At 41.5% G+C, this 25,991-nt stretch carries 24 protein-coding genes and 1 pseudogene; 19 read left to right on the forward strand and 6 right to left on the reverse strand.

The window, feature by feature from the left end; translation table 11 throughout:
* Nucleotides 1–301: 301 nt before the first annotated feature.
* A pseudogene (locus RM368_RS24235) lies at nucleotides 302–433 on the forward strand (Uma2 family endonuclease); the annotation flags it as partial.
* Between the two features lie 38 nt (nucleotides 434–471).
* Here the strand turns inward: RM368_RS24235 and RM368_RS24240 are convergent.
* Entirely contained in the window at nucleotides 472–672 is a 201-nt protein-coding gene (locus tag RM368_RS24240) for a hypothetical protein (protein WP_322696402.1), read from the reverse strand.
* A 240-nt stretch (nucleotides 673–912) separates the two neighbouring features.
* Here RM368_RS24240 and mnmE point away from each other — a divergent pair, with 240 nt between their 5' ends.
* The 3 genes from mnmE to RM368_RS24255 all read left to right on the forward strand — a co-directional run bounded on the left by mnmE (nucleotide 913) and on the right by RM368_RS24255 (nucleotide 3,489).
* Complete coding sequence (gene mnmE / locus RM368_RS24245) at nucleotides 913–2,307, forward strand: tRNA uridine-5-carboxymethylaminomethyl(34) synthesis GTPase MnmE (protein WP_322696403.1); 1,395 nt, start codon at nucleotides 913–915, stop codon at nucleotides 2,305–2,307.
* A gap of 511 nt (nucleotides 2,308–2,818) precedes the next feature.
* On the forward strand, nucleotides 2,819–3,172 hold the full coding sequence (locus RM368_RS24250) for an element excision factor XisH family protein (RefSeq protein ID WP_322696441.1): 354 nt from the start codon (nucleotides 2,819–2,821) through the stop codon (nucleotides 3,170–3,172).
* Nucleotides 3,160–3,489: a XisI protein gene (locus tag RM368_RS24255; protein WP_322696404.1), complete on the forward strand. Its 330-nt coding sequence runs from the start codon at nucleotides 3,160–3,162 to the stop codon at nucleotides 3,487–3,489. Before RM368_RS24250 ends, RM368_RS24255 begins: the two co-directional genes overlap by 13 nt.
* Nucleotides 3,490–3,564: 75 nt before the next feature.
* Here RM368_RS24255 and RM368_RS24260 read toward each other — a convergent pair whose 3' ends face one another.
* The 3 genes from RM368_RS24260 to RM368_RS24270 all read right to left on the reverse strand — a co-directional run bounded on the left by RM368_RS24260 (nucleotide 3,565) and on the right by RM368_RS24270 (nucleotide 7,206).
* On the reverse strand, nucleotides 3,565–5,046 hold the full coding sequence (locus RM368_RS24260; protein WP_322696405.1) for a DICT sensory domain-containing protein: 1,482 nt from the start codon (nucleotides 5,044–5,046) through the stop codon (nucleotides 3,565–3,567).
* Nucleotides 5,047–5,374: 328 nt separating this feature from the next.
* The gene (locus tag RM368_RS24265) at nucleotides 5,375–6,877 is read right to left on the reverse strand and encodes a UDP-N-acetylmuramoyl-L-alanyl-D-glutamate--2,6-diaminopimelate ligase (RefSeq protein WP_322696406.1); all 1,503 of its coding nucleotides are present in this window, start codon (nucleotides 6,875–6,877) and stop codon (nucleotides 5,375–5,377) included.
* Between the two features lie 53 nt (nucleotides 6,878–6,930).
* Nucleotides 6,931–7,206: a glutaredoxin family protein gene (locus RM368_RS24270; protein ID WP_322696407.1), complete on the reverse strand. Its 276-nt coding sequence runs from the start codon at nucleotides 7,204–7,206 to the stop codon at nucleotides 6,931–6,933.
* 184 nt (nucleotides 7,207–7,390) lie between these two features.
* Here RM368_RS24270 and RM368_RS24275 point away from each other — a divergent pair, with 184 nt between their 5' ends.
* The 11 genes from RM368_RS24275 to psb35 all read left to right on the forward strand — a co-directional run bounded on the left by RM368_RS24275 (nucleotide 7,391) and on the right by psb35 (nucleotide 19,704).
* Nucleotides 7,391–8,356 (forward strand): homogentisate phytyltransferase, encoded by a 966-nt coding sequence (locus RM368_RS24275; protein ID WP_322696408.1) that lies wholly within the window; start codon nucleotides 7,391–7,393, stop codon nucleotides 8,354–8,356.
* A 3-nt stretch (nucleotides 8,357–8,359) separates the two neighbouring features.
* The gene (locus tag RM368_RS24280; RefSeq protein WP_322696409.1) at nucleotides 8,360–8,833 is read left to right on the forward strand and encodes a tetratricopeptide repeat protein; all 474 of its coding nucleotides are present in this window, start codon (nucleotides 8,360–8,362) and stop codon (nucleotides 8,831–8,833) included.
* A gap of 564 nt (nucleotides 8,834–9,397) precedes the next feature.
* On the forward strand, nucleotides 9,398–11,551 hold the full coding sequence (locus RM368_RS24285; RefSeq protein WP_322696410.1) for an ATP-binding protein: 2,154 nt from the start codon (nucleotides 9,398–9,400) through the stop codon (nucleotides 11,549–11,551).
* A gap of 292 nt (nucleotides 11,552–11,843) precedes the next feature.
* Nucleotides 11,844–13,070 carry a tetratricopeptide repeat protein gene (locus RM368_RS24290; RefSeq protein ID WP_322696411.1) on the forward strand — a complete coding sequence of 409 codons (1,227 nt, stop codon included), beginning with the start codon at nucleotides 11,844–11,846 and terminating at the stop codon, nucleotides 13,068–13,070.
* A 107-nt stretch (nucleotides 13,071–13,177) separates the two neighbouring features.
* Nucleotides 13,178–14,767, forward strand: coding sequence for a uroporphyrinogen-III C-methyltransferase (gene cobA / locus RM368_RS24295; protein ID WP_322696412.1), 1,590 nt, complete (start codon nucleotides 13,178–13,180; stop codon nucleotides 14,765–14,767).
* A gap of 69 nt (nucleotides 14,768–14,836) precedes the next feature.
* Nucleotides 14,837–15,433, forward strand: a complete 597-nt coding sequence (coaE, locus tag RM368_RS24300; RefSeq protein WP_322696413.1) for a dephospho-CoA kinase — start codon at nucleotides 14,837–14,839, stop codon at nucleotides 15,431–15,433.
* A gap of 239 nt (nucleotides 15,434–15,672) precedes the next feature.
* Nucleotides 15,673–15,978, forward strand: coding sequence for a hypothetical protein (locus RM368_RS24305; protein ID WP_322696414.1), 306 nt, complete (start codon nucleotides 15,673–15,675; stop codon nucleotides 15,976–15,978).
* Nucleotides 15,979–16,474: 496 nt separating this feature from the next.
* Nucleotides 16,475–17,629, forward strand: coding sequence for a KamA family radical SAM protein (locus RM368_RS24310; protein ID WP_322696415.1), 1,155 nt, complete (start codon nucleotides 16,475–16,477; stop codon nucleotides 17,627–17,629).
* 198 nt (nucleotides 17,630–17,827) lie between these two features.
* Nucleotides 17,828–18,214, forward strand: a complete 387-nt coding sequence (locus RM368_RS24315; protein ID WP_322696416.1) for an SET domain-containing protein — start codon at nucleotides 17,828–17,830, stop codon at nucleotides 18,212–18,214.
* Nucleotides 18,215–18,253: 39 nt separating this feature from the next.
* Nucleotides 18,254–19,294 (forward strand): D-alanine--D-alanine ligase, encoded by a 1,041-nt coding sequence (locus tag RM368_RS24320; RefSeq protein ID WP_322696417.1) that lies wholly within the window; start codon nucleotides 18,254–18,256, stop codon nucleotides 19,292–19,294.
* Between the two features lie 182 nt (nucleotides 19,295–19,476).
* Nucleotides 19,477–19,704 (forward strand): photosystem II assembly protein Psb35, encoded by a 228-nt coding sequence (gene psb35 / locus RM368_RS24325; RefSeq protein WP_322674798.1) that lies wholly within the window; start codon nucleotides 19,477–19,479, stop codon nucleotides 19,702–19,704.
* 126 nt (nucleotides 19,705–19,830) lie between these two features.
* On the opposite strand, the gene RM368_RS24330 is transcribed toward psb35, so the two are convergent.
* Nucleotides 19,831–20,271: a cyclic nucleotide-binding domain-containing protein gene (locus RM368_RS24330; RefSeq protein ID WP_322696418.1), complete on the reverse strand. Its 441-nt coding sequence runs from the start codon at nucleotides 20,269–20,271 to the stop codon at nucleotides 19,831–19,833.
* 588 nt (nucleotides 20,272–20,859) lie between these two features.
* On the opposite strand from RM368_RS24330, the gene RM368_RS24335 reads away from it, so the two are divergent.
* Entirely contained in the window at nucleotides 20,860–21,534 is a 675-nt protein-coding gene (locus RM368_RS24335) for a cadmium resistance transporter (RefSeq protein WP_322696419.1), read from the forward strand.
* A 242-nt stretch (nucleotides 21,535–21,776) separates the two neighbouring features.
* A complete protein-coding gene (locus RM368_RS24340) occupies nucleotides 21,777–22,448 on the forward strand; it encodes a pentapeptide repeat-containing protein (protein WP_322696420.1) in 672 nt (223 codons plus the stop codon).
* A 600-nt stretch (nucleotides 22,449–23,048) separates the two neighbouring features.
* On the opposite strand, the gene RM368_RS24345 is transcribed toward RM368_RS24340, so the two are convergent.
* Nucleotides 23,049–24,734, reverse strand: coding sequence for a SulP family inorganic anion transporter (locus tag RM368_RS24345; RefSeq protein ID WP_322696421.1), 1,686 nt, complete (start codon nucleotides 24,732–24,734; stop codon nucleotides 23,049–23,051).
* Between the two features lie 624 nt (nucleotides 24,735–25,358).
* Here RM368_RS24345 and RM368_RS24350 point away from each other — a divergent pair.
* Together RM368_RS24350 and RM368_RS24355 are read left to right on the forward strand one after the other, a co-directional pair.
* Nucleotides 25,359–25,805, forward strand: a complete 447-nt coding sequence (locus tag RM368_RS24350; protein ID WP_322696422.1) for a hypothetical protein — start codon at nucleotides 25,359–25,361, stop codon at nucleotides 25,803–25,805.
* A gap of 17 nt (nucleotides 25,806–25,822) precedes the next feature.
* Complete coding sequence (locus RM368_RS24355) at nucleotides 25,823–25,975, forward strand: hypothetical protein (RefSeq protein ID WP_322696423.1); 153 nt, start codon at nucleotides 25,823–25,825, stop codon at nucleotides 25,973–25,975.
* The last annotated feature ends 16 nt before the right edge of the window (nucleotides 25,976–25,991 follow it).

Below are 25,991 nucleotides of genomic sequence, written 5' to 3' on the forward strand. Positions count from 1 at the left end.
CGGGCGGTCGTTTATTGAATTCGGGCGGTCGTTTATTGAATTCGGGCGGTCGTTTATTGAATTCGGGCGGTCGTTTGTTGAATTCAAGCAGTGATTAGGGTGGGGTAAAACCCAGATTATTGAACAACGTAGAGACTTGTGTGTACACCGTAGCGCCTTTTAGGAGAGGGAGGCTGTCCGGGAGAGGTCTGTCGAACTCACGTTAGTTTAGGCTACTGGGAGGCGATGAAACAAGAACTGAACAGCAAGTATTAGGCGATGCCTAATTTTGCCTAAGTTTCAGAGAACGGTTGTTTAAGAAAAATTACGCTTTTACACTTGTGAAGGAGAACTGATTCCCACACCGGAAGAAGTGGCACAACACCAGAAACAACGTAGCGATCGCTTGGCAGCAAAACTGCGAGAATTAAATATAGATCCAGATACCATTTAACTTCCACGCTGTCTTGCTTGTGCCTGTTACCCTGAATGCTATGGATCTTCAGGAAAAACCCATTTTGGCGGTTCCGCCATTTTTTTTCGCAGACGTTCTTGTGCCAACTCCAGCATTTTCTCTAAGGGAGTCTCTTCAATAAATTTTGTGGCTGATTCTTTAAACTCGGTATTGGGGCATTTATCCCCTAAAACACACCCATTAACACAGGCTACAGCGCAGTTAATCTTTTGCTCCACAGTACATTCCTCTCTCTAAAAGTTATAAGTTATAAGTTGTGAGTCATGATTTTCATCTCTAACTCTTCACTGTTAACTCTTTACTATCAGGCATGACCTACAGGTAAATTTTACCTTGCCAGTTGGTATCTCATTAGTCTAAATACTCACTATTTAGAAAGTTATGAGTTATGAGTTATGAGTTATGAGTTATGATTTTTACTCCTAACTCCTTACTCCTCACTTTTATAAAGGGCGCTCATGTCAGAACTGTTTGCTACTACTGGAACTATAGCCGCGATCGCCACTGCTGTTGTCCCCCAACAGGGTAGTGTTGGGATTGTGCGGGTATCCGGTTCTCTAGCAATGGCAATCGCCCGAAGTCTCTTTCATACACCAGGGCGACAAGTTTGGGAAAGTCACCGGATTCTCTACGGTTACATTCGCCATCCCCAGACGCAACAAATAGTGGATGAAGCTTTGTTGTTGATGATGAAAGCACCCCGTTCTTACACCCGTGAAGATGTAGTGGAATTCCATTGCCACGGGGGAATTATCGCAGTGCAGCAGGTGTTGCAACTGTGTTTGGAAAATGGCGCTAGACTAGCGCAACCTGGAGAATTTACTCTCCGCGCCTTTTTGAATGGACGATTAGATTTAACTCAAGCCGAAGGTATTGCTGATTTAGTGGGAGCTAAATCACCCCAAGCTGCTCAAAGTGCTTTAGCTGGTTTACAAGGAAAATTAGCTCATCCGATTCGGCAGTTACGCGCTAACTGTTTAGATATCTTGGCAGAAATTGAAGCTCGGATTGATTTTGAAGAAGACTTACCTCCGTTGGATGATAAAGCAATAATATCAGCAATCGATCGAATTGCCGCAGAAATAACTAGGTTATTACAAACCAAAGATCGAGGTGAGTTGCTACGTACTGGTTTAAAAGTGGCAATTGTTGGGCGTCCGAATGTGGGTAAGTCGAGTTTATTGAACGCTTGGAGCCGGAGCGATCGCGCCATTGTGACTGATTTACCTGGTACAACCCGCGATGTTGTCGAATCTCAGTTAGTTGTCGGCGGAATTCCCATACAAGTGTTAGATACAGCAGGGATTCGGGAAACAACAGACCAAGTGGAAAAAATTGGCGTTGAGCGATCGCGTCGTGCTGCAAATGCAGCTGATTTAGTCTTGCTTACCATCGATGCTTCCGCAGGTTGGACAGAAGGTGATGAAGAAATTTACCAAAAGGTACAACACCGTCCGGTGATTATAGTGATTAACAAAATCGATTTAGTAGAAGAAAGTGAAAGAACAACTTTTCAATCTAAAATCTCAAATCCAAAATCCAAAATTGTCACAGCCGCAGCCCAAAATCAAGGTATTGATAATTTAGAAGCAGCAATTTTGGAGATAGTTCAATCTGGAAAAGTGCAAGCTGCTGATATAGATTTAGCCATTAACCAAAGGCAGGCGGCAGCCTTAACTCAAGCTAAAATGTCTTTGGAACAGGTGCAAGCGACAATTACCCAGCAGTTACCTCTTGATTTTTGGACAATTGACTTACGAGGTGCGATTCAAGCTTTAGGAGAAATTACTGGAGAGGAAGTAACAGAATCAGTTTTAGAGAGGATTTTTAGCCGTTTCTGTATTGGTAAATAATCTAGATAAGTATCAATAAAAAAATAAAAAGTCGTAATATTTATGTCGAATTGTTAATTGTTATAATATAATGCTTGATACAATACCAGCTCGAGTTCTTGGTTGTCTTAGACCAGGCATAATCACGGTTATAGCCTTTCCCGGTGCAGGAATGTTAGATGGTGGGTTACTAATGGAGTTACCAACTGAAATAATTCCGGTAGAGCTACGAATGCCAAATAGTGAATTTATAGTAGTTCGCAATAAACAAAGTGGAGAGTTTACACAGGTGTTGCCAAAAGATTCATCCAAATAACATTATGTCTTTTATCAATAAGATTAATTCTGTAAACGGATTAATTTTAAAACCCAATCCAGGTAAAATTACCAGTGTAAACTATTTGCTTTAATAAAATTTTTATAGTTGCTGCCAACAAAAACTGCCAGTGAATATATTTATAATTAAATTATGTCAGCTAAAGATATTTTTCATATTGCTGTTTGTTCAGCTTTAAAAAAGGATGGGTAGACTATTACCCATGACCCTCTATCAGTTAAAGTTGATGAAATTGAATTTTATGTAGACTTAGGGGCAGAAAGAATCTTAGCTACTCAAAAAGCTGGTCAAAAAATCGCAGTTGAGATTAAATCTTTTATCGGTGCATCGGAAATTAGTGATTTTTATGTCGCTTTAGGTCAGACGCTCACCTACCGTTCAGCATTACGGAAAAAGTACCCTGAACGAATTTTATACTTAGCTATCTCTGAAGATGTTTATCAAGACTTTTTTATTCGGCCATTTATTCAAGAAATAATCGCTGAACATCGGCTGAAGCTTCTGATTTTTGAACCCATTAAAGAAGAGGTTTTGCTATGGAAAGAATAAACTACCGTGAATTAGTGCAGACAATCCTGAAACGTCATTCAATTCACCACTCAAATGATGATACAGAAGTACAGTTAATTTTTGATACAGAGCGTGACCATTATCAAGTTCTTCATTTGGGATGGGAAGAACTGAGGCGAGTTTATGGTTGCATCATCCATATTGATATTAAGGACGGCAAAATTTGGATTCAGCGCGATGGAACTGAGACCGGAGTAGCAAATGAGTTAGTAACTGCTGGAGTGCCAAAACAAGATATTATTTTGGGTTTTCATGCTCCTTACAAGCGAAAGTTTACTGAGTTTGCACCAGGTTAGGCAAAATAACTGTAGGAATTATAAGTTGTGAGTGATGAGTTAAAAATTCATAACTCATCACTTATAACTCATAACTCATAACTCATTTTCTGTTGCGATCGCTCTTGGGATATTACCAGCAGTTGCCAGTTGCACTGTAAAGGTAGAACCTTCAGATAATTTACTTTTTACAAAAATAGATCCACCACAGCGCAGCAGCAATTGCTGTACTATCGTTAACCCTAACCCAGCACCACCATAATCTTCGGTTGCTGTTGTACGCACGCGATAAAAGCGATCGAAGATTTTGGGAATTTCGTTTTCTGCAATACCGATCCCTGTGTCGCGGAATTCTAATTGGACATAATCGCCTTGATTACGGGCACGCACCCATACTTGACCTCCATTAGGAGTAAACTTAAGACTGTTGTGCAACAGATTAATTACAATTTGTCTCAGCTTACCAGTCATGCACCAAACAGATGGAAGTTCAGTTGGTACGGTGTAGGCTAGCATAATTCCTTTTTCTTGGGCTACAGGTTGGTAGGTACTAACTACTCCAGGTACTATATCTGAGAGACGCACCAACTCCAAAGTCGTCCCGTCCAAATTTTGTTCTAGCTGCACCAGTTCCAAAAAACCAGTAATCAGGGAGTTTTGCCGATCGCACTGGGTATTTAACATCTGTAAATAACGTTGTCGTTGCGGGGGTTTCAGATTAGGGGAATTTAATAACGAAAGTGCCGTTTTCATGTGCGTCAAAGGTATACGCAGTTCTTGACAGACATTTTTCAGGTATTCATCTTTGAGTTGCTCTTTGTTGTGCAGTTCTTGATTTTGCTGCTCCAACTTATTAGTGCGTACTGTGATGATTTGACGATTAATTTCATCTTGTCGGAGGAGTTGTTTTGCCAACAGTTGATTCATCAGTACAGGTTGGGGCACGGTTGGACAAATAAAACTAGCAGGTAGTGAAGATGATTCTGGTGCAATCGCTTGTTGGATACTATTTAATACTTGCTGAATTACTCTCCCTTCAACAGTAGTTACAATCAGCAACGGCTGGTTTTTATTAGTATTTACCTTCCCCGATGTCTTATTTTTACGTTTTTTAAGTGGTCGATGAGCCAAAATTAAACTGCAAAACTGTGGCGATAACACCATCAGAAAGTTTTCCCGTCGCATTTGGCTATCTGGTGGTAGGTGAACAGGAATGTGATAGGGGGACAAGGAGGATGAGGGGGACAAGGAGGTATTTACTTTTTCCTCTGCCTTGTCTCCCCCTGCTCCCTGATCTCCCCCTGCTTCCTTTTTCCTACTCTCATCAATCTGGCAACTATAAATAAGACTAGACGCACCTACCGAGGATTGATAACGCGCTAATTCTGATTGCCAAATTTTATCTGGTGGTAGCTTCACCCAGAGAGTCGCTGCAATTTGCTGCTCAATGAGTAAGTCAATTTGCGCTCTCACCAGTGATAGCAGAGTAGCAGGACTGAGCGACAATGGTTTCGGAGGCGCTTGCACTCCCATAACCAGTTGATAAACAGACAGATCCTTAGCCAAAGAAATATTCATGAGTCAAGCACAACTTGGATGAAGCAAGAAATAATTCTGTCTTCGATTTTCACCTTTATATGTGCATTTTTTACAAAATCACCACGGAAAGAAACATTAATACCAATTCAAAATTCAAAATTCAAAATTCAAAATTAAGAAAGCCAGACAGAACAAAGGTTTGGGAGTATGTATCTGTCGCTCTACCTAGAGGGGGAGTAAAGAGGCAGGGGAGAAATCAATTCAAAATTCAAAATTCAAAATTCAAAATTCAAAATTCAAAATTAAACAACTTCTGCCTCCTGCCTCCTGCCTCCTCTTTCCCAATGCCCAATGCCCAATGCCCAAATTAAGCTTGGACGTTAAGTCTTTCGTGTAAAGCGTCGCGGGCGTGTTCTCGGTCGTCAAAATGGATTTTTTCGGTGCCGAGAATTTGGTAATCTTCGTGACCTTTACCAGCAAGCAATACTCCATCACCGGGTTGTGCTTGTAAAATAGCGGTACGAATTGCGATCGCTCGATCGCAAATTACTGTTGGCTGCACTGTGTCAGCTATTCCCGCCAAAATATCTTGCAAAATCCTTTCTGGGTCTTCAGTTCGAGGATTATCTGATGTCACCACTGCCACATCAGCTAACTCAGCAGCGATTTTACCCATTTTTGGGCGCTTGGTGCGATCGCGATCGCCTCCACAACCAAATACACAAATCACTTTTCCAGGTATAAACGGACGCGCAGCTTTCAATAAATTTTCTAAGCTATCGGGCGTGTGGGCATAATCCACAATCACGCTAATATCTTGCTCACTACTAATTTGTACGCGTTCCATCCGTCCGGGAACTCCGGGAAACTCAGGTATTACATTTGCCACTAACTGCAAATCTAGCCCTAAGTGCAAAACTGCTCCTACGGCTGCTAAAAGATTTTCTAAATTATATTGTCCGACTAGAGGCGATCGAAAAGCCACATCACCTTTTGGTGTATGTAATGTCCCACTAACACCATTTGGCTGGTAATTTAAATCGCTCATCCATAAATCAGCGCTGTTGTCGTTGACGCTGTAACTCCAAACTCGTTCGGAATCTAACGAGGCAATTAACCGCTTCCCGTAAGCATCATCAGCATTAATTATTGCCCGTCCCTTGAGATAATTAGGACTAAACAATAACGCTTTGGCAGCAAAATAATCTTCCATATCGCTGTGATAGTCGAGATGGTCTTGAGTAAGATTACTAAATACCGCCACCTCAAATTCACAACCCAACACTCTACCTTGGGCCAAAGCGTGAGAACTGACTTCCATCACCCCGAACTCACTCCCAGCCTTTAGTGCCTCTGCTAGCTGCTGTTGCAGTTCCACTGCAAAGGGGGTAGTGTGGGCAGCAGTTTGCTCAAAACCTGCCCAACGAGTGTAGAGAGTTCCCATCAAAGCTGTAGCTAAATTAGCTTTGTTGAGGAGAAATTCAATTAAATGAGTAGTTGTAGTTTTGCCATTTGTACCAGTTACGCCTACCAACTTGAGTTTTCGCCCTGGATAACCATAAAAAGCACTGGCTATCTGCGCACAAGCTTGAGTGATGTTGCTTGCACTAATGACCACAGCCTGATTTGTGGGAGGATTTTTTTGTGCAGCTTCGGGAGAAACGATCGCAGCTACAGCCCCCGATGCGATCGCACTTTGCCAAAATTCCCCACCATCAACCCGCGTTCCTGGCATCCCAATAAACAAATCTCCCACACGACAAGCATGGGAATTCGTCTTTAAACCCCTAACTTCCACATCCTCTAAAGTTGGATAACTAGGCAATTGCTCAACACTGTCTACCGCCGTTAGTAATTCCCGCAATTTCATTTTGTGAACCTCGTCACATTCTTGATCTTGCGCTTATTCTGCATTATTTTTTTCTAATTGGCTAAATATTTACGCAACATTTGCTCCAATTGCTGTACGTTAGCACGAGGAGAAGGACGCGGCAATGGTTTTTCCTCTGCGTCCTTGGCGCCTTGGCGGTTCGATAAATAAAGCATCGGCACCTCATACTCATACGCAGCAAACCAATCTTCACGAGTCGTAATATCCCTAACTTCCAACTCGAAACTAAGATTTTGGATTTGTTCTAGCTTTTCTTGCAAGCCTTCACATAAATGACAGCCGGGCTTACTGTATAAAATTAATCGCATTCTTGATATGAGTTGGCGCAAGAAGTTATAAGTTTAGAATAACGTAGACGCTGCGGCTTGTCGCAAGCTACAGCAGAGGGCACGGAGGAGAAGGGTGAGGGCTGTTGATTCATGAAAGAAGTCTAATGACCAAATTCTGTAACAATGATTAACAACCAATCAGAATACTGTATTTAAGCTACTCATGAGCCAAAGTTCTCAAAACAGCCCTTTACCAGGCAAACCTGTTCAATCATATTTCCAGTGGTTATACGCCTTCTGGAAATTCTCTCGTCCTCATACGATTATTGGTACAAGTCTGAGTGTTTTGGGTTTATATTTAATTGCCATTGCCATCAGTAGAGACGCAATGAATCTTGTCTCTACGTATTCTCTATTCCCTGTTTTTGGTGCATGGATTAGTTGTCTGTGTGGCAATGTTTATATTGTCGGGCTGAATCAATTAGAAGATGTAGAAATCGACAAGATTAATAAGCCTCATTTACCCTTAGCGTCTGGTGAGTTTTCTCAGCAAACTGGCCAATTAATTGTCGCTTCTACTGGAATTTTGGCGCTGGTTGTGGCGTGGCTAACTGGCCCGTTTTTATTGGGTATGGTAGCAATTAGTTTGGCCATTGGTACTGCTTATTCTTTACCACCAATTCGCTTAAAACAGTTTCCCATTTGGGCGGCGCTGTGTATTTTTTCGGTGCGCGGTACAATTGTTAACTTAGGTTTATATCTGCATTACAGTTGGGCGTTGCAACAAAGCCAAACAATTCCGCCTGTGGTATGGGTGCTGACGTTATTTATTTTGGTGTTTACCTTTGCGATCGCCATCTTTAAAGATATCCCCGATATGGAAGGCGATCGCCTCTACAATATTACTACTTTCACCATCAAACTCGGCCCCCAAGCTGTGTTCAATCTGTCTCTTTGGGTAATCACTGCCTGCTATCTGGGAATAATTTTGGTTGGGGTGCTAAATGTCGCCTCAGTTAACGCCATATTCCTGGTAGTTACTCATTTGGGGCTGTTGGCTTGGCTGTGGTTGCGGAGTTTGAGTGTAGACTTACAAGATAAAAGTGCGATCGCTCAATTCTACCAATTTATCTGGAAACTCTTTTTTATGGAATATCTGATTTTTCCTATCGCCTGTCTTTTGGCTTAAACAATGCTAGAAACCTTTCCCACTAGTTCGATTATCGCTGCTGTTGTAGTTGTTCTGAGTCTGTCAATCCTTGGCTATTTCGCCTGGAAAACTTTGATTACCTCAGACTTGTTTCAAAAAGGTATCAATCTTGCCCAAGCAAAAGATTACCAAGGTGCAGAAGCGGCCTTTCGCAAAGTGATTTCCATCAATTCTACAAATGACGTAGTGCGCTTGTTTTTGGGAGATGTTTTAAACCAACAAGGACAAGTAGAAGAAGCAACAGAATTATTTCAAGAAGTAATTCGCCGCAGTCCGAAAAATCCTGATGCTTACTTGCGTTTGGCGAATATCCTTATGCAGCAAGAGCGAGAAGAAGAAGCTAAAACTAACCTGCAACAAGCTAAAGATTTATTACAAAAACAGCGCCAACCTGAAAAAGCTAAAAAAATCACTCAACTGTTAGATAAAATGAGTGCTAAGTCAAACGAATCTTAACTTTAATGAGAGTTGCAGATATTAAGTTTTACTGTTGTGTCTCCTAATTTTTGCCATTCCCATCATTATGGTGAGAATGGTTTTTATTTGGTAATTCACTGTTGTATACCATAATTATGTCTGCAATTTCCACAAGTTTGACCGCTCTCTTCATAGCCGTTACAATTGCGATCGGATGCGCTTCAAGCTCCATAACCACAATTAATTCATTTAGGCTTTAGAAGAGAATATATTAGTAATTTTAAATGATTGATTTTTGCCGAACAGCGATGATACTAACAGCCTTTTGGTTTTATAAAGACATATTGTAGTCTCCTTACCTTAAGCAGTGCAGAAATTAGACACACTGGATCGCTAATATTTGAGTAAGTATCTAGGCATAATAAATTTAAAGTTTGTAGTAAGGACTTTAGTCCTGAGAATCCTTGCTCTGAGCGATAAATCACTCACTACAAAATAGAAGTTTATTTTATATTTAATTATGTCTACCTACTTACTAAAATAGTATTAAGCAAAGGTAGATATTTAGTAGTAAATTTTAATAAATTAAACAATCCAGTTTTTATGTCAAATATAATATCAGAAATGTGGACTAACTTTTTGACATCAGAATCATTTATTCCACATGGACATTGTTATCTATGGCAAACGAATTTAGTTTGGTTACACATATTATCTGATGCATTCATTGCACTAGCTTATTACTCGATTCCAGCTACACTCTTCTACTTTGTCCGCAAGCGACAAGATTTGCCCTTTGATTGGATTTTTCTACTATTTAGTGGATTTATCGTAGCTTGCGGCACTACTCATTTAATGGAGATTTGGACACTTTGGCATCCAACCTATTGGGTGTCGGGGTTTCTCAAAGCAGTAACTGCCACAATATCTGTAATTACCGCGTTAGAGCTTGTACCTTTAGTTCCTCAAGCATTGGTACTTCCTAGCCCTACTCAATTAGAACAAGCAAATCAAGAACTTCAAACCCAAATAAGCGAACGCTTATGGGTAGAAGAGGAACTGCGAAAATACCAGAATCATCTCGAAGAAATGGTTGCTGTTCGCACCAATGAAATTACTCAGACTAACGAACAATTACAACAAGAAATTCTTGAACGCCAACGCATCTTAGAAATTCTCCGGCAAAGCGAAGAACGCTACCGTTACTTGGCTGAGGCAATTCCTCAACTTGTTTGGACAACTAAACCTAACGGTGAATGCGATTATTTTAATCAAAATTGGTGTGAATACACTGGGCTAACGTTAGAACAATCTTTGGGTTCTGGTTGGTTGGCTGCATTGCATCCAGATGATGTGCAAAGAGCTGATAAAGTGTGGTCTGATGCTGTCAAAAATAGCACTATATATAACAATGAATATCGCTTTAAACGAGCTGCTGATGGCTCTTATCGTTGGCAGCTAGCACGAGGTTTACCACTCAAAGATGAGCAAGGTTTTGTAGTCAAGTGGTTTGGAACCTGTACGGATATTCACGAGCAAAAACAAATACTTGAAGAACGAGCGCACCTACTGAAATTAGAACAAGTAGCACGAGCAAAAGCAGAAACAGCCAATCGAATTAAAGATGAATTTTTAGCCGTCCTCTCTCACGAACTACGCACTCCACTCAACGCAATTCTCGGCTGGTCAAAGTTGTTGCAAACCCGCAGATTAGACCAAACAAAGACATCTGAAGCCCTAGCGACAATCGAGCGAAATGCTACCTTACAGGTTCAACTGATTGAGGACTTGCTGGATATTTCCAGAATTTTACAAGGTAAACTGACGCTGAATATCACGAAGATTAATCTCAAATCCACGGTATTGTCGGCACTACAGACAATGCAGTTAGCAGCAGAAACAAAGTTGATTGAGGTGAATACAGTATTTGAACCGGGTGTGGGACAAATCATGGGCGACTCGACTCGTTTGCAGCAAGTCGTCTGGAATCTCCTTTCTAACGCCATCAAATTTACACCCAGAGGCGGAAAGGTAGAAGTGCGACTCCAGGAAACTGATGGCTATGCTCAAATAATTGTTAGCGATACGGGTAAGGGAATTAGCGCTGACTTTTTGCCATTTGTGTTTGATTACTTCCGCCAAGCAGATAGCACCTCTACGAGAAATTTTGGTGGATTAGGACTGGGATCAGCAATTGTGCGTAATATCATCGAAATACATGGCGGCGTTGTCAAAGCAGATAGCCACGGTGAAGGTCAAGGGGCAATATTTACTGTTAGCTTACCGCTTCTGCCAGATGAAAGTTCAACGCTGATGGATGGACAAAATTATCCTGCATTCTTAGCTTCTAACTCCTTACCTCTGAATGGCATCAGGGTTTTAGTTGTCGATGATGATACTGATTCACGAGATTTTGTTGCTTTTGTATTAGAGCAAGATGGGGCTTTTGTGATGGCAGTATCTTCTGCTGAAGAAGCATTACAAACTTTAGCAGAGGTCAAGCTAGATGTGTTGGTAAGCGATATTAGTATGCCCGATATGGATGGCTATATGTTAATACATGAAGTGAGAACTCGGACACCAGAACAAGGTGGACGAATTCCAGCAATTGTCTTGACTGCCTTTGCAAGAAACGATGACCGCGAAAAAGCCCTAAAAGCTGGGTTTCAGATGCATTTATCAAAACCTCTTAACCCAGAAAAATTAATTGCAGCCATTGTTAAATTGATAGAAACAAAGGTGTCAACAATTACTTAAAAGCGACTTTTTAGTTTTAATAAAGCACTATTTATAGTGGGGAAAAGGGTAATACAAAACCTTTACCCTTTCCCCCTTTCCCTTTTACCGACAAATGCCAAGAAGTCTCTTTATATGAAATTACACTTGTATCAAGTTAGCTTAATCACTTATAATTCCTGCTATAACTCCGCCAAAGCTACGCTTTTGCTCCCCAAATAGCAAGTAAGGAAGGGCTGAGATGGGGTACTTTTATGATGGCAATTAACCGAACTTGAGATTAGATGTAAACCAAGCAGGTAAGGTAAGAAAAATGCTGAAAAACAAGAATCTACTGGTAGCAGCTATTATCTGCTTGTGTTTGAGTAATGGGAATACTGCTTTTGGTCAAAATATTGGCGTTATTTTCGCAAAAATTCCAAATACTCAGTCCGCAGTTATTCGGAACAAAAACGCAGTTGCTAACTTCGAGCAAGGAAACAATCTCTATAAACAGGGAGATTTAAAGGGAGCAGAGGCGGCTTTTCGGAAGGCAATTGAACTAGAACCCAATTTTGCACAAGCTTATATTGCTTTGGGAAATACTCTCGACGATCGCGGTAAACCACAAGAAGCGATCGCTCAATACAATAAAGCCATTAGTCTCGATCCTCAAGACTCTAGAGCATATTTTAATCTCGGTTTGACTTTAGCAAGACTGAATCAATTAGAACCTGCGATCGCCCAATACAAAAAAGCCATCAGCCTTGAACCCAAGTATGCTGAAGCTCACTATAACTTAGGAAACGCTTTCTACGCTCAAGGCAAGCTAAAAGAAGCAGTTACCGAATATACAGCAGCTATTCGCCTCAAACCAGACTATGCACCGACTTACACCCGTTTAGGAAATGCTCTCTACGATCGAGGTGAGCTAGCAGAAGCAGTTACTCAGTATAAAAAATCTATTAGCTTCGATCCCAACTATGCAGACGCTTACTATTACTTAGGAAACGCCTTGTACGCTCAAGCAAAGCCAGCAGAAGCAATCGCCAACTATACCGAAGCCATTCGCCTCGCTCCGAAAAACCCAGCAGGTTATAATGCCTTGGGAAATACTCTGTACGCTCAAGGCAAACTAGAAGAAGCGATCGCACATTACAAAAAAGCCATCAGCTTCGCTCCCAACTATGCAGACGCTCACTATAATTTAGCAAGTGCTTTTTACGCTCAAGGCAAGCTCACAGAAGCAATCGCTGGCTATACCGAAGCAATTCGTCTCGATCCCAAACACGCACAAGCTTACACAGGTTTGGGAAATGCGATGGACGATCGAGGTAAACCTCAAGAAGCGATCGCACATTACAAAAAAGCCATTAGCCTCGTCCCCAACGATGCATTCACTTACTATAATTTGGGAATCACTTTAGGAAGACAACAACAGTCAAAAGAAGCGATCGTTAATCTCAAAAAAGCTAGAGAATTATTTCAAGCTGATAAAAACAAGGAGATGGTTGAGCAAGTCGATCGGCTAATCCAAAAAATTAATACCCAGACGAATTGAATAAAGGTGTAGGGCATGGGGCATAAGGAGCAGAGGAGCAGCACTTCGGCTACGCTCAGTGACCGAGGAGCAGGCGAGAATAACAAATGACAAATGACAAATGACAAATGACAAATGAAAGGGGTAAAGTCTACCTCGTAGGTGCTGGGCCTGGAGATGCAGCATACCTGACAGTAAAAGCTTACAATCTTTTAGCTGCTGCTCAAGTGCTAGTCTACGATGCTTTAATAGATGCTCAATTATTGCAGTGCGTACCAGATGATTGTCTGAAATTGGATGTCGGGAAACGCGGTGGCAAACCCAGTACAAGCCAAGCCCAGATTAACAAGTTACTGGTAAAACACTGTCTGCAAGGAAAACAAGTTATACGGCTCAAATCAGGTGATCCTTTAATTTTTGGGCGTTGCATTTCCGAAATAGAAGCGTTGAAAGCATCCGGTTGTGATTTTGAACTAGTACCAGGAATTTCCTCAGCCCTCGCTGCACCTTTATTGGCAGGAATTCCTCTAACAGATCCGGTGTTAAGCCGAACTTTTGCAGTGCTTACAGCTCATGAACCAGAGGTTTTAGACTGGGAGGCGCTCTCACGCTTAGAGACACTGGTAATTTTGATGGGAGGGCGACATCTAGCAGAGATTATAGATCAACTGGTAAAACACGGGCGATCGCACTTAACACCCATTGCCATCATCCGTTGGGCAGGAACTCACGATCAACAAATTTGGACGGCGCAACTGAGCAATATTCTAAAACAAACCGCCGGATTATCCCTTTCTCCGGCGGTAATTGTGATTGGCGAAGTTGTTGGGCTACGCAAGTACTTACAACCTGAGAAAATAGATTGTCAGGTTTCTACTACAGGCAAAACTTTTAGCCCCCCTGCTATGTCAAGCAATTTCCCCCTATCTCCCCTTACTGGTAAAATGATCTTGGTAACACGCTCAATTGGGCAATCGAGTCAATTTAGCGATCGCCTCATTGCATCAGGTGCAACAGTCATCGAAATGCCTACCTTAGAAATCGGCCCCCCCTCCAGTTGGGAAGCTTTGGATAATGCGATCGCTCATTTATCTGACTTCGACTGGTTAATTCTTACTTCTACCAATGGCATAGACTACTTTTTTGAAAGGCTAACTACCCAAGGTAAAGATAGCCGTGCTTTAGCAGGTGTCAAAATTGCCGTCGTTGGTGAGAAAACAGCCCAAAGTCTCAAACAACGCTCTCTGCAAGTAGATTTTATTCCCCCCAACTTTGTTGCCGATTCTTTAGTGGAAAATTTCCCAGATCGATTAGATGGTAAAAAGGTGTTATTTCCCAGAGTTGAAAGCGGCGGCAGAGAAGTTTTAGTTAAGGAATTAACTCTCAAGGGAGCAAAGGTGATAGAAGTTGCGGCATATCAATCTTGTTGTCCTAGTAGTATTCCACCTGCGGCAAAGTTAGCTCTCCAAAACCGCAAGGTAGATGCAATCACCTTTGCCAGTTCTAAAACTGTACAATTTTTCTGTCAACTTACTAATAATATATTTGCCAACAACTCCGATCCTAGCCAATTATTAGAGGGAGTTTGTATTGCCTCTATCGGCCCCCAAACCTCTAAAACTTGCCATGATTTATTCGGACGTGTGGATGTGGAAGCCGAAGAATACACTTTAGATGGTTTAACCCAAGCACTGATCGCATGGGCGACAAATTCTTAGATGAGGGAGCAGGGGAGCAGGGGAGCAGAGGAGAATGACAAATGACAAATGACAAATGACTAATGACTAATGACAAAACGCATAATCGGCTTAACTGGTGGTATCGCCACAGGCAAAACCACTGTCACCAATTATTTAGCTAGCACTTATAATCTGCCGATTTTGGATGCAGATATTTATGCTAGAGAGGCAGTATCTTTAGGTTCGCCTATTTTGGGTGCGATCGCTCAACGTTATGGCGAACAAATTTTACTACCAGATGGCAGCCTCAACCGCCAAAAGCTAGGCGAAATTATCTTTAATCGTCAAGATGAACGCAACTGGATAGACAATTTGATTCATCCTGCTGTGCGCGATCGCTTCCTCAAAGCCATTGCCCAGTCTTCGTCACAAATACTGGTGTTAGTAGTGCCTCTATTATTTGAAGCTGGAATGACTGATTTGATAACAGAAATCTGGGTAGTGCGGTGTTCTCAAGAGCAACAACTACAAAGATTGATACAACGAAACCATTTAAACAGAGAACAGGCACGTGCCAGGATTAACAGCCAATTATCCATCGAAGAAAAAGTGGCTCATGCAGATGTCATTTTAGATAACTCTTCTACCCTAGAAGTACTACTGAAGCAGATAGATGTAGCTCTAGCTACGACAAGTAGTAACTAAATTATATTTTTATTAAAATATATACATATATGACATTTTCAAGACATAAAAAGCTTATTAATTAATACTAGATAGTTAAGCAAAAAACTTATATCTCACCAAATCTTGTCTAACAGTTAGGTGATTTTACAGTTGAATCTGCGGTTAATAGTACTGTAAATTTAAAAGAATGGCTTTTAAATAAATTATAAGTTCTATTTTAAATGTTTTTAAGTGCCTTCTCTTCAATCATAACAGGTATGAATTTAAGTTCTAGTTTTTTAAATAAATTAGCTCTAGTTATCTCTCCAGTAACAGAATTCAAACAAAAGAATAAAATCCATGATTACAGACAACAAGTTTGTGGAGGCGACTACATATTTGAGCGCCTCAATGAAGGAACAATCGGCTACATGACTGGAGTAGGGAAAAGCGTTAAAACTTGCGATCGCATTATTTTACGAGAAGGTTGTGAATCTTATCAATATCAAGTTGAAGAAATTGATTATTACTCCGCTCCATCTGATATGTGGATAGCTTTACTCAAGCAAATACCAAATGACTAAATATTAAAGTTAACCAGTTGCTTCAATTCTAGACTTCAATACAGTTCAGAATTCCGAGTATATCATTTATCGAACAGAATTCAGGAGTCAGGAGCGGAGCGTCCTTGGCTTTGCTTCTGAATTCTTCTTCAATCGAGTTGTCTTCTTGGCACAATCGCGATCGCCCAACGTAATCAAATGTAACGTAGCTGGCTGGATTATCTACACAAGTTGTAGATTGAGCGATCGCTACGATCGCAGTATAAATATACTTGGTATAGAAACATACTTGTCAGAAACTTGAAAGTAAATTTTTTTGTTTTACCTAAAAATCTAAGTAAACATACTAATACACTGTGAGATAAATTTGCTTACCTTTAACAAGGGACTTGAGCAGGGGAAATTCATGAATTGCCCTTACTTGTCTGCTTGCTTAATTGAGATGGTAGCTGGATTTGCGCCGCACTCTATTAGGCTGTGATTGGTTTATTATTCTCAGCTTAATTTCGGTCTAATCATGATCAAAAACATTACTCTAGATCCTCTAGTAACTGATACTCGGTGTGAAGAAATTTGTCAGATTTTGGGAGAAACTTACAACCAGGAACACTGGAACGATTGGCGCTGGCAAATGCGGCATCGGTTGACTAAGTTAGAACACTTTCAGAAGTTATTCAGGCTTAGTGCTACCGAAGAACAGGGACTTTTAATTGCACCAGAGAAGTTTGCTGTAGCCGTAACTCCATATTTTGCATCACTACTCGATCCAGAAGATCCCCTTTGTCCGCTACGGTTACAAGTGATACCACGGCAAGAAGAACTAATAGTTAGTCCAGCAGACATGGTAGATCCATGCGGTGAGGATGGCGACACTCCAGTACCAGGACTGGTACACCGCTATCCTGACCGAGTGTTGCTGCTTGCCCTAGACAGCTGCGCTGCTTATTGTCGTTACTGCACCCGCTCTCGTTTGGTGAGCCAAGGTGAGATGTACCCAGTAACGCGGCGGTTGGATGCGATCGCTGCTTACTTGGAGGAACACACCGAGATCCGTGATGTGCTAATTTCCGGTGGCGATCCTCTATTGATGGCTGATGAACCTTTAGACAATTTGCTGAGGCGGCTGCGTGCCATTAAGCATATTGAATTTATCCGCATTGGTTCCCGCGTGCCGAGTTTTTTACCGCAGCGAATTACACCAGAACTGGTTGCCTTGCTACGTAAACATCGTGTGTGGCTATCTTTGCACTTTTGTCATGTGCAGGAACTTACCCCAGAAGTGGCACAAGCTTGCGATCGCCTCGCTGATGGCGGCATTCCTCTAGGCAGTCAAACCGTGCTGTTAAAAGGTGTGAATGATTCTGAAAAAGCCCTGAAGAATCTGTTTCACGGTCTTCTTAAGCTGCGTGTACGACCTTATTATCTTTATCAATGCGACCCTGTTGTTGGGACTGCACATCTGCGAACGAGCGTGCAAACTGGGCTTGATTTAATTTCTAAATTACGCGGTCATACTACTGGCTACGCTGTCCCAACCTATGTAATTGATGCCCCTGGTGGCGGTGGCAAAGTCCCAATTCAAGCTGAAGCTCTAGTTGCTTATGAGAATGGTACAGCTACAGTGCAAAATTGGGCAGGTAAGACGTACACCTATGTAGATCCAGTAAAGTAGGTTTAACCCTATATATACAGCAGATTTCAAGGAAAGTGAGGTACACAAGCATTCGTCTCAAAGCCAGGTATAAAGCCTGTTTTACTTCCTGAATTCTCCTGTAAGTTGCTTGCGATCGTTAAAAAAGGTCAGTTGGAATAGGTTCTGTTGAGTTCTTGGCAAACCAAAAAACTAAGTAATTGCAGGAGATTAGTTGGAATGTTGATTGTTGGTAATACAAACCTCAAAGGTCGAGGTGTCTTCGCACAGAAGCACTTTTTGAAAGGAGAACTCATTGAGAGAGTGCCAGTTGTTGTTATACCCGCAGAACAAGTTGAATTCCTAGATAAAACAATTTTGGGCAACTATTACTACGATTGGGAAGATAAAGCTGCGGCGATCGCTCTAGGTTTATCTTCCTTGATCAACCATTCCTACAATCCCAATGCTTATTATGTGAAAAAATTCGCTGACCGAGAGTTGGATCTGATTGCCTACCGAGATATAGAAGTGGGAGAAGAAATTACTGCTAACTACAATGGTTCTCCTGATGATAAATCTCCTATATGGTTTGAGGTTGTTGATGAGATATTTTCACTTAATTAAGGATTTAGTAATCGAAATTCTTTAATTAAGATATTTGATTTGTACGTTAAAGCGAACAGAGAAAGCTTTCTCACTGGGAATTATCGGGCTATGGGGTTATTTATTGGTCTGTGTTATGACCTGAAGGCAGATTACCTACAGGCTGGTTTCAATGCCTCTGAGGTGATGGAGTTCGACGATGAAGAAACCATCATCGGGCTGGAAACTGCACTATTGCAGTTAGGTCATCAGGTTGAACGTGTCGGTAATGGTAGAGAACTTGCTGTACGTTTGGCAAAAGGCGATCGCTGGGATCTGGTTTTCAATATTGCTGAGGGTTTGAAGGGTCGTTCTCGCGAAGCTCAAGTCCCGGCAATCTGCGAATTATTCGCTCAAGCTTACACCTTTTCCGATCCGCTTACCTGCGCCCTGACGTTAGACAAGGCACTAACTAAGAGAGTAGTGCGCGATCGCGGTTTGCCGACAGCTCCCTTTGAGGTTGCGAATACTACCGCAGAGGCAGCAGCTGTGTCGTTGCCAATGCCACTTTTCCTTAAGCCTATGGCGGAAGGCAGTTCTAAAGGGGTAACTGGGCGTTCTCTTGTCAAAGAACGCGAGGAGCTAGTCAATACTTATCAAGTGTTACACGAACTTTTTGGGCAACCAATACTCGTGGAAACCTTTCTTCCTGGTAGAGAAGTAACAGTAGGCATTATTGGCAACGGTAGCAACTCACGGGTAGTAGGTGTGATGGAAGTAATTTTTACAGGTCAAGTGGAAGCTTTCGCCTACACCACCCTCAATAAAGATGAGTATTTGGAACGGGTATCTTATCGTTTGCTCATAGATCCCGAACCACTGGCAGCACAGGCAAGGCAACTAGCGCTGGATGCTTACCATACTCTTGGTTGCCGTGATGCTGCCCGTGTGGATCTACGCTGCGATCCTAGTGGTGTGTTGCAGTTTATGGAGGTTAACCCATTGCCAGGGCTACATCATATCCGCTCAGACTTACCAATGATCGGACGTTTGGGTGGTATGACATATACAGAAATCATTGCTGAAATAGTCGAGTCTGCATGGCAAAGATATAAATGCTGAAAAATAGGCAGTGGGGCAGGCTGACAGGTGCAACAAACCTATATATGTCAGCGACTTCCCCCTCCCCTCTGCCTTTTTTATGCAATATGAAGTTGCTCAAACTAAACTACAGAGGGATGTTAGGTGATACGCTCATCTTATAGGGTGTTCAATAGTGTTACCTGACTGTGGAGAATATACTCATGAATTTATTATTTATGCAAACAGCAGCACCAGCTATAGATGCTGCCCCTCATTTTCCTGTTGCTTTTACCTTGGTGTATGTCGTTGGTTTTGTTGCTGCTGTCACCATTGGCTCAATAGCTTGGTACAACTCGAAACGCCCCGCAGGTTGGGAAAGCAAAGAACGTCCTGATTTTGTGCCTAAAGTTGATAAAGAAGAAACTCCGGGTGTGGGTGAACCTAAATAATAAGCAGTGATCAGTGCTGAGTTTAATAATCAAACTTACAGCAGTTTTCATTTATTTTGAACCACATTTTAGATTATTCAGAAGCCTTGTAGAGACGTAGCAGTGCTACATCTCTACATTTGCCTATTAACTCCGCAAAGAGCTTACATTCATATCGTCGTTCAATCTGCGAATCAAACGGGATAACTCACGAATGATATTCACCGCAATTTCGGGAGTTTCTTCGATCGCATCATATAGTTGCTCTTGCGTCAGTTCTAAAAATTCACAAGGTTCCAAAGTCGTGGCAGTCGCAGATCGAGGTTGAGTATCGAATACTGCCATCTCACCAAAATATTTTCCCTGTTCCACCTCTGCCAACTGTTTATTCCCAATGTGAACTTTAACTCGACCGGAGACGACAATATAGAGCGATCGCCCTTCTTCTCCCTGTCGAAAGATGGTGTAATTAGCTGGGAATGACAATTCGTTCATCACTGAAGTGAGCCGCACAATAAAATCATCCCGCAATTCCTTAAAAATCGGGACTCGCCGGACAAATAATAAACGGTCAACACTGGTTAGCATAATTACAAGTTAAAAATTCAACATTACTGAACATCTCAAAACTGAAGTCAGAGGGCGATTAGTCATATTACCGATGTTGAATGCTAGCCGTCAAGGATATCCGAGCCTTTATCATCTGACAACGCTTCTCTTCAATAAGAGCGATTGCATAGAAGTTTCTCAAACAATAGCTCAGTATTCAATACTACTCGTTTTGTGCATTTTGAACTCAGAATTTAGTTTCGGGAAAAGGTTAAAGGTTTTTTCTTTCCGTTTTTCCCTCATAAGTGTCAATGGGTACAAAGCCGAAAACATCTAGTAATTTTGTCAATCACTTTTATTTATCATTTTAAAAAACAAGAGTATTTGCTCTTATTTGGCTGAAAGCCATAATATTGACTTCATGAGCTCCCAAGGTACCTTGCTGAGAAAAAAATCACCAATTTGATTGGAGGCAATGCCTCTAAAAATTGGGTCATTGGCTGATAAATAACGAATATCACTCGGTTGTCGTTAGAAAAACAGTCACAAAATCTCCTAACCTGCCCTCAGATCGAGAAGCAGAGAGGATTAAGACAAAACAGCATTGAATTACTGTGAGCAACAATTATGGCTTGGCTAATTAGTACATTATTGATTGGAATCTCTGTCGCTTTTGCAACTACCTTTGACGACAACTTATATTTGACAGCTTTTTTTGGGAAAGTCAATCGTAATTTTCGTCCTAAGCATATTGTTCTCGGTGAATTCCTGGGATTTACTACCTTAGTATGTGCTAGTCTCCCTGGTTTCTTCGGCGGTCTGATTATTCCTAGCAGCTGGATTGGTTTACTAGGTTTACTTCCCATCACCATTGGTATCAGTCATCTCATCAGTCGAGAAGAACAAGAAGAGACAGTGCAAGCGGTGTCAGTTGACTTAAACTCTCCGGTAAAATCTGGACGCCAGAAGAAATCACTATTAGCAACCATCCGCGATCCTCAAACTTACCGTGTTTCTGCTGTCACCATTGCCAATGGAGGAAACAACATTGGGATTTATGTACCGTTGTTTGCCAGTAGCAATCTTCCAAGTTTGGGTGTAATTCTGTGTGTTTGTTATTGCAGTGTTGGGGTGTGGTGCTTGCTCTCTTACAACCTGACTCGTAATCCTCTGATGACTCCCGTTTTAACTCGCTACGGTCGCAAAATTTTCCCCTTTATCTTAATTTACTTAGGACTGTCTATCTTAATTAAAAGTGAAACATATCGACTTTTACCTAGTCTGGCAATGCTTGGGAATTAGGTATGAGGCGATCGCTCCCTCCAGTGGACGCTCCAGGCGATCGCAATTTTTGATGATGTAAGCAAACAAATCAGCGATCGGTTCCCATCCAAATAGATTTTTTAATCACTTGAATTTATCAATATGAATAACAATAATATTTGCTCTTATCAATCAACTTATCTAAAGTGAAAATAAAGCACATTATCGATGGCTCTTATAAAAGCAAGTCCACCAATAGGAATCAGATCGTGAAGGAACTAATGAATCAATCCAACTCTAAAAAATTAACTCAGTGGCTCGTAAAAGCAGTGTTTCTGGTAATTGTAGCGGGATTTACTCTGCTTATCCAGCCCAGCGCTAGAGCGCAAACACTAACACCATCCATACCTACGGAATCTGAACTAGCTCCAATTGAATCGCCAATAGAGCCTGTAACACCACCAGTAATATCTCCGCTTCAATTACCAATAGAGCCTGTAACACCACCAGTAATATCACCAGTTGTATCGCCAATAGTGTCAGTAGCAGATAACCTTAGACATTTATTACAAACTAATGAATGTGTTGGCTGTAACCTCGCTGGGGCAATGTTAAAGGATGCAAACCTGCAAGCAGCAAACTTGGAAAATGCTAACTTACAAAATGCAGACTTAGAAAGGGCTAACTTACAGCAAACAAACTTACAAGGGGCTAACTTTCAAGGAGCAGATTTAGGCAAGGTAAACCTTTGGGGAGCAAACCTAGTGGGAGCAAACCTATTTGATGCAGACTTAGAGAAAGCCAACCTACTGGGAGCAAACCTGCAAACCGCTAACCTACAAAACGCAGACTTGGAAGATACAAATCTGACAAATGCAAACATCCAGGGAGCGAACCTAATGGGCGTTGATTTGGGCGATGCAATCAGACCAGAGGGATTTGCTATTCGGTAATTGAACTGAAGTTCTCCGTGCGAGTTGAATAAAAAATATCAAAAGCCTGATTCAGCAATGAATACAGGCTTTAATTAATTCGTAATTCGTAATAAATAGACTTCTTGGCATTTGTAGGGAAAAGGGTAAGGGGGGAATAGCACTAAGATAAATCCAAAGTCTTGTGTTGCCTCGTTCCCAGCCTCCAGGCTGGGAACCCATTTTGCGAGGCTCTGCCTCTGGTCAAGAAAGAAGAGGCGGAGCCTCTTGGAACTCGTTCCCAGTCTTCAGACTGGGAACGAGGTTAAACAAGACTTTCGGCTTTACAAGCGTGCCATTCGGGTAAGGGGGAAAGGGAAAAGGAATAAAAAACCTTTCCCCTTTAACATGCACCCCTTTTCCCGCCTCTTGCAAAAGTAACTTTTGCAAGAGGTCTAATGTAGATGCAAAGGGACTTGCCGCCGATTAGTACAGAGAACGCAGAGAGAGGAGAAATAGAGAGGATGTTTAAAAAGTTTTTTTGGTAACATCAAAGCCTTTTTTCAGAAGTAAAGAGGTTTCGAGAGGGCTTTCTAGGATATTTTGTGACTTTTCAAACATTCTCTTAATGTCAAAATATTTTCAGTCAATTAATTCCAGCAATTCTTTTGTTTTCAAATCAGCCGCTACAGGTTGAGAACATGCAATCTGAGGAGAGATGGAGCAAATCGCCTCTGTGGTTGTTTCAAAACAATTTGACAACCCAATTGTATTTAACAATCCTGTACGTTCTAGTAGTTGTTGGACTTCAGGTTGTAAACCTGTGAGAATTAAGCGGCAATTGTGCCGTTCCAAGTCATGATAAATATCCTCTAAGGCTACTAATCCAGTTGTGTCCATATTTGGTACAAACCGCAGCCGGAGAATTAAATACTTTACTTCCGGTTCATCGCGGAGGAAAGTAGCAAACCGTTCAGCAGCACCAAAAAATACGGGGCCATCTACCCGATAAACGGCAATTTCCTTACCTAATTCCAGAGGCGTACCAGGGGGAAATACTTCGGTTTCAGGTATTTTGGCTAGGCTCAATTCGCTCATCCGTTTGATGAACAAGGCTCCAGCTGCAATCAATCCCACTTCGACAGCGAGAACTAAGTCAAACAAGATTGTCACTAGCCAGGTGAGAATCATTACAGCAAAGTCGGAGTAGGTAGCACGCATCAATAAACCAATGGCTTCCCACTCAACCATTCGCAGGCTAACCACCATCAAAATCCCAGCCAGTGCTGCTAAAGGAATCTGTGCTGCTAAGGGTGCTAAAGTTAAAACAATAATCGCTAAAGCAACACCGTGAATTACGCCAGATAGTCGGGTTTTGCCGCCAGAACGGACATTTACAGCAGTCCGAGCGATCGCACCTGTGGCAGGAATACCACCAAAAAATGGCACAATCATATTAGCCAAACCTTGACCAATTAATTCGCGATCGCTATTATGTTTCTCGCTGACTGTCATCCCATCAGCTACTACCGCCGATAGCAAAGATTCAATACTCCCCAGTGCAGCTAAAGCCAAAGCCGGGTTAATTAGTTCTCGAATCAAGCCAAAATCATTCCAGTGGGGAATACCTTGAGGCATCGGTAAAGATTGAGGAATCGTGCCAATTGTTGGTACATTTAAATGCAAGGAAGAAGCGATCGCAGTTGCTAACACCAGTCCCACTAAAGAACCTGGTATTGTTGTATTGATCCTCGGCCACAAAAGATTGGTGGCAATCACCACAACAGCTAAGGCAACTGCTGCCCAATTAAGAGCTTCTACATGAGTTAGACTTTGCCAAAGTCCCGGCAAAAAATGTTCGCTACGCGGTAATTTTAAACCAAAGAAATTATTTAACTGACCACAAAAAATAATCACGGCAATACCATTAGTAAAACCTGCCGTCACCGGATAAGGAATAAACTTTACTAACTGTCCAAGTTTGGCAACCCCCAAGGCAATCTGGATAATCCCAGCCATCACCCCAGCAATCCAAACTTTCTCAAGGCCGTACTTGGCGACAATTCCCACCAAAACTACAGCCATTGCACCTGTTGGTCCTGTAATCTGTACTGAGGAACCACCAAAAATTGCGGCGACAATTCCCGCCACAATCGCGGTGTAAAGTCCCGCCTTCGGTTCCACACCACTGGCCACCGCAAAGGCTAAAGCTAAAGGCAATGCCACCACTGCTGCTGTTAGTCCTCCCGTAAAATCGCCACGCAGTCCACTAAACAAGCTACCCAGCCGCAAAAGCTGTGGTTCTTTGAGGATATTAGATGTTGCCATATCTTGATTTTCAATTCTTATACACAATTTGTTGAAGCACACACAAATGTTATTCCATCTTTTCGGTAAATTTCATCAGGATTGTTGATAATTCCCTGATTGCCTATGGGTTTTGGTTAAAGTTTGCCTATTTGCTGATTAATAAAAGCGCAGGCTTGCTTGACATAATGAATATAGTGTGTACATGAAGGTTGGCGATCGCTACCTAAAGTCTCAGTTACAGAGATAAATTTCTGCCTTAATCCAAATAGATACGAATTTAAGATCGGGATGCAAAGCATACAACCACGGTCGAGATCGTTAGTTGAGAAAGCTATAATTTGCTTGGAGTAAAGGTGATGAAGTGCAACTATTAACCTGTGATTCAAATATAACCGCATCAAGATTAGTTCCGATTCTTTGGTAATGAGTGCGTAAAATCGCCATGTTTTAAACTCAGAGGGAGGCAAAGTAACGCAGAGCTTTGCCTAATTTATTTCGCTTCGCTACGAATTAATGAAATATTGTACTGAGATTTTTCTGAGATAACATTAAAAGCAAAAGTCAAGGCTTAAGTGATTTTTACGAAGACGTAACAGTATTAATTAGTCTACGCTCTGGGTAATAAGGCTACTCAGATAAACTATGGGACTTTACGACCAAAATCAATCATCACAGGATGCGCTACGAAAGTTACGTGAAGGAGCAAGCCACTCCAGAGTAGCCCAAGAAATTGCTCAACGAGACTATGCAAAAGCTCAAGCCGAAGCTGATAAATGGGAACAAGAATATCAACTTGCTTTGAAAGGAAGTAATCAGGATTTAATTAGTAAAGCAAAATTCCAAAAGGAACGATACCAAGCAATTGCTAGTAGACTAAAAAAACTTGTAGGAGAGCAACAATCACAAGTAGACGCAATTAAAAGTAGTTTGAAATCTTGGGAGCAAAAGATTTCAGAAGCACAAAAGGAAGTATTACGCAGTAAGACTAACACCAGTGAGGTTTCACCAACATTCATCAGTTTTGAATATAAAGATGTTGATATATCGGTTGAATATAAAAACTTGATGTATCGATTGATAATGAATTAGAGCAACTTAAAGCATTAATGCTACCACCTAAACCCCAAGAGCAAACTAAATCTAAAAAAGATAGCAAAGTACTTTTAGCAAAGGCTATTCATGAGACAAAAAAAGCTGTCAACAGCACTGTTGCTAATCAAGAAGGTATTGAGAAAGATTTTGAAAAAGCCCAGAAATAAATTAAATGCTGGAACG

It is taken from the genome of Nostoc sp. DedSLP03 (assembly GCF_034530815.1).
GTDB lineage: Bacteria > Cyanobacteriota > Cyanobacteriia > Cyanobacteriales > Nostocaceae > Nostoc.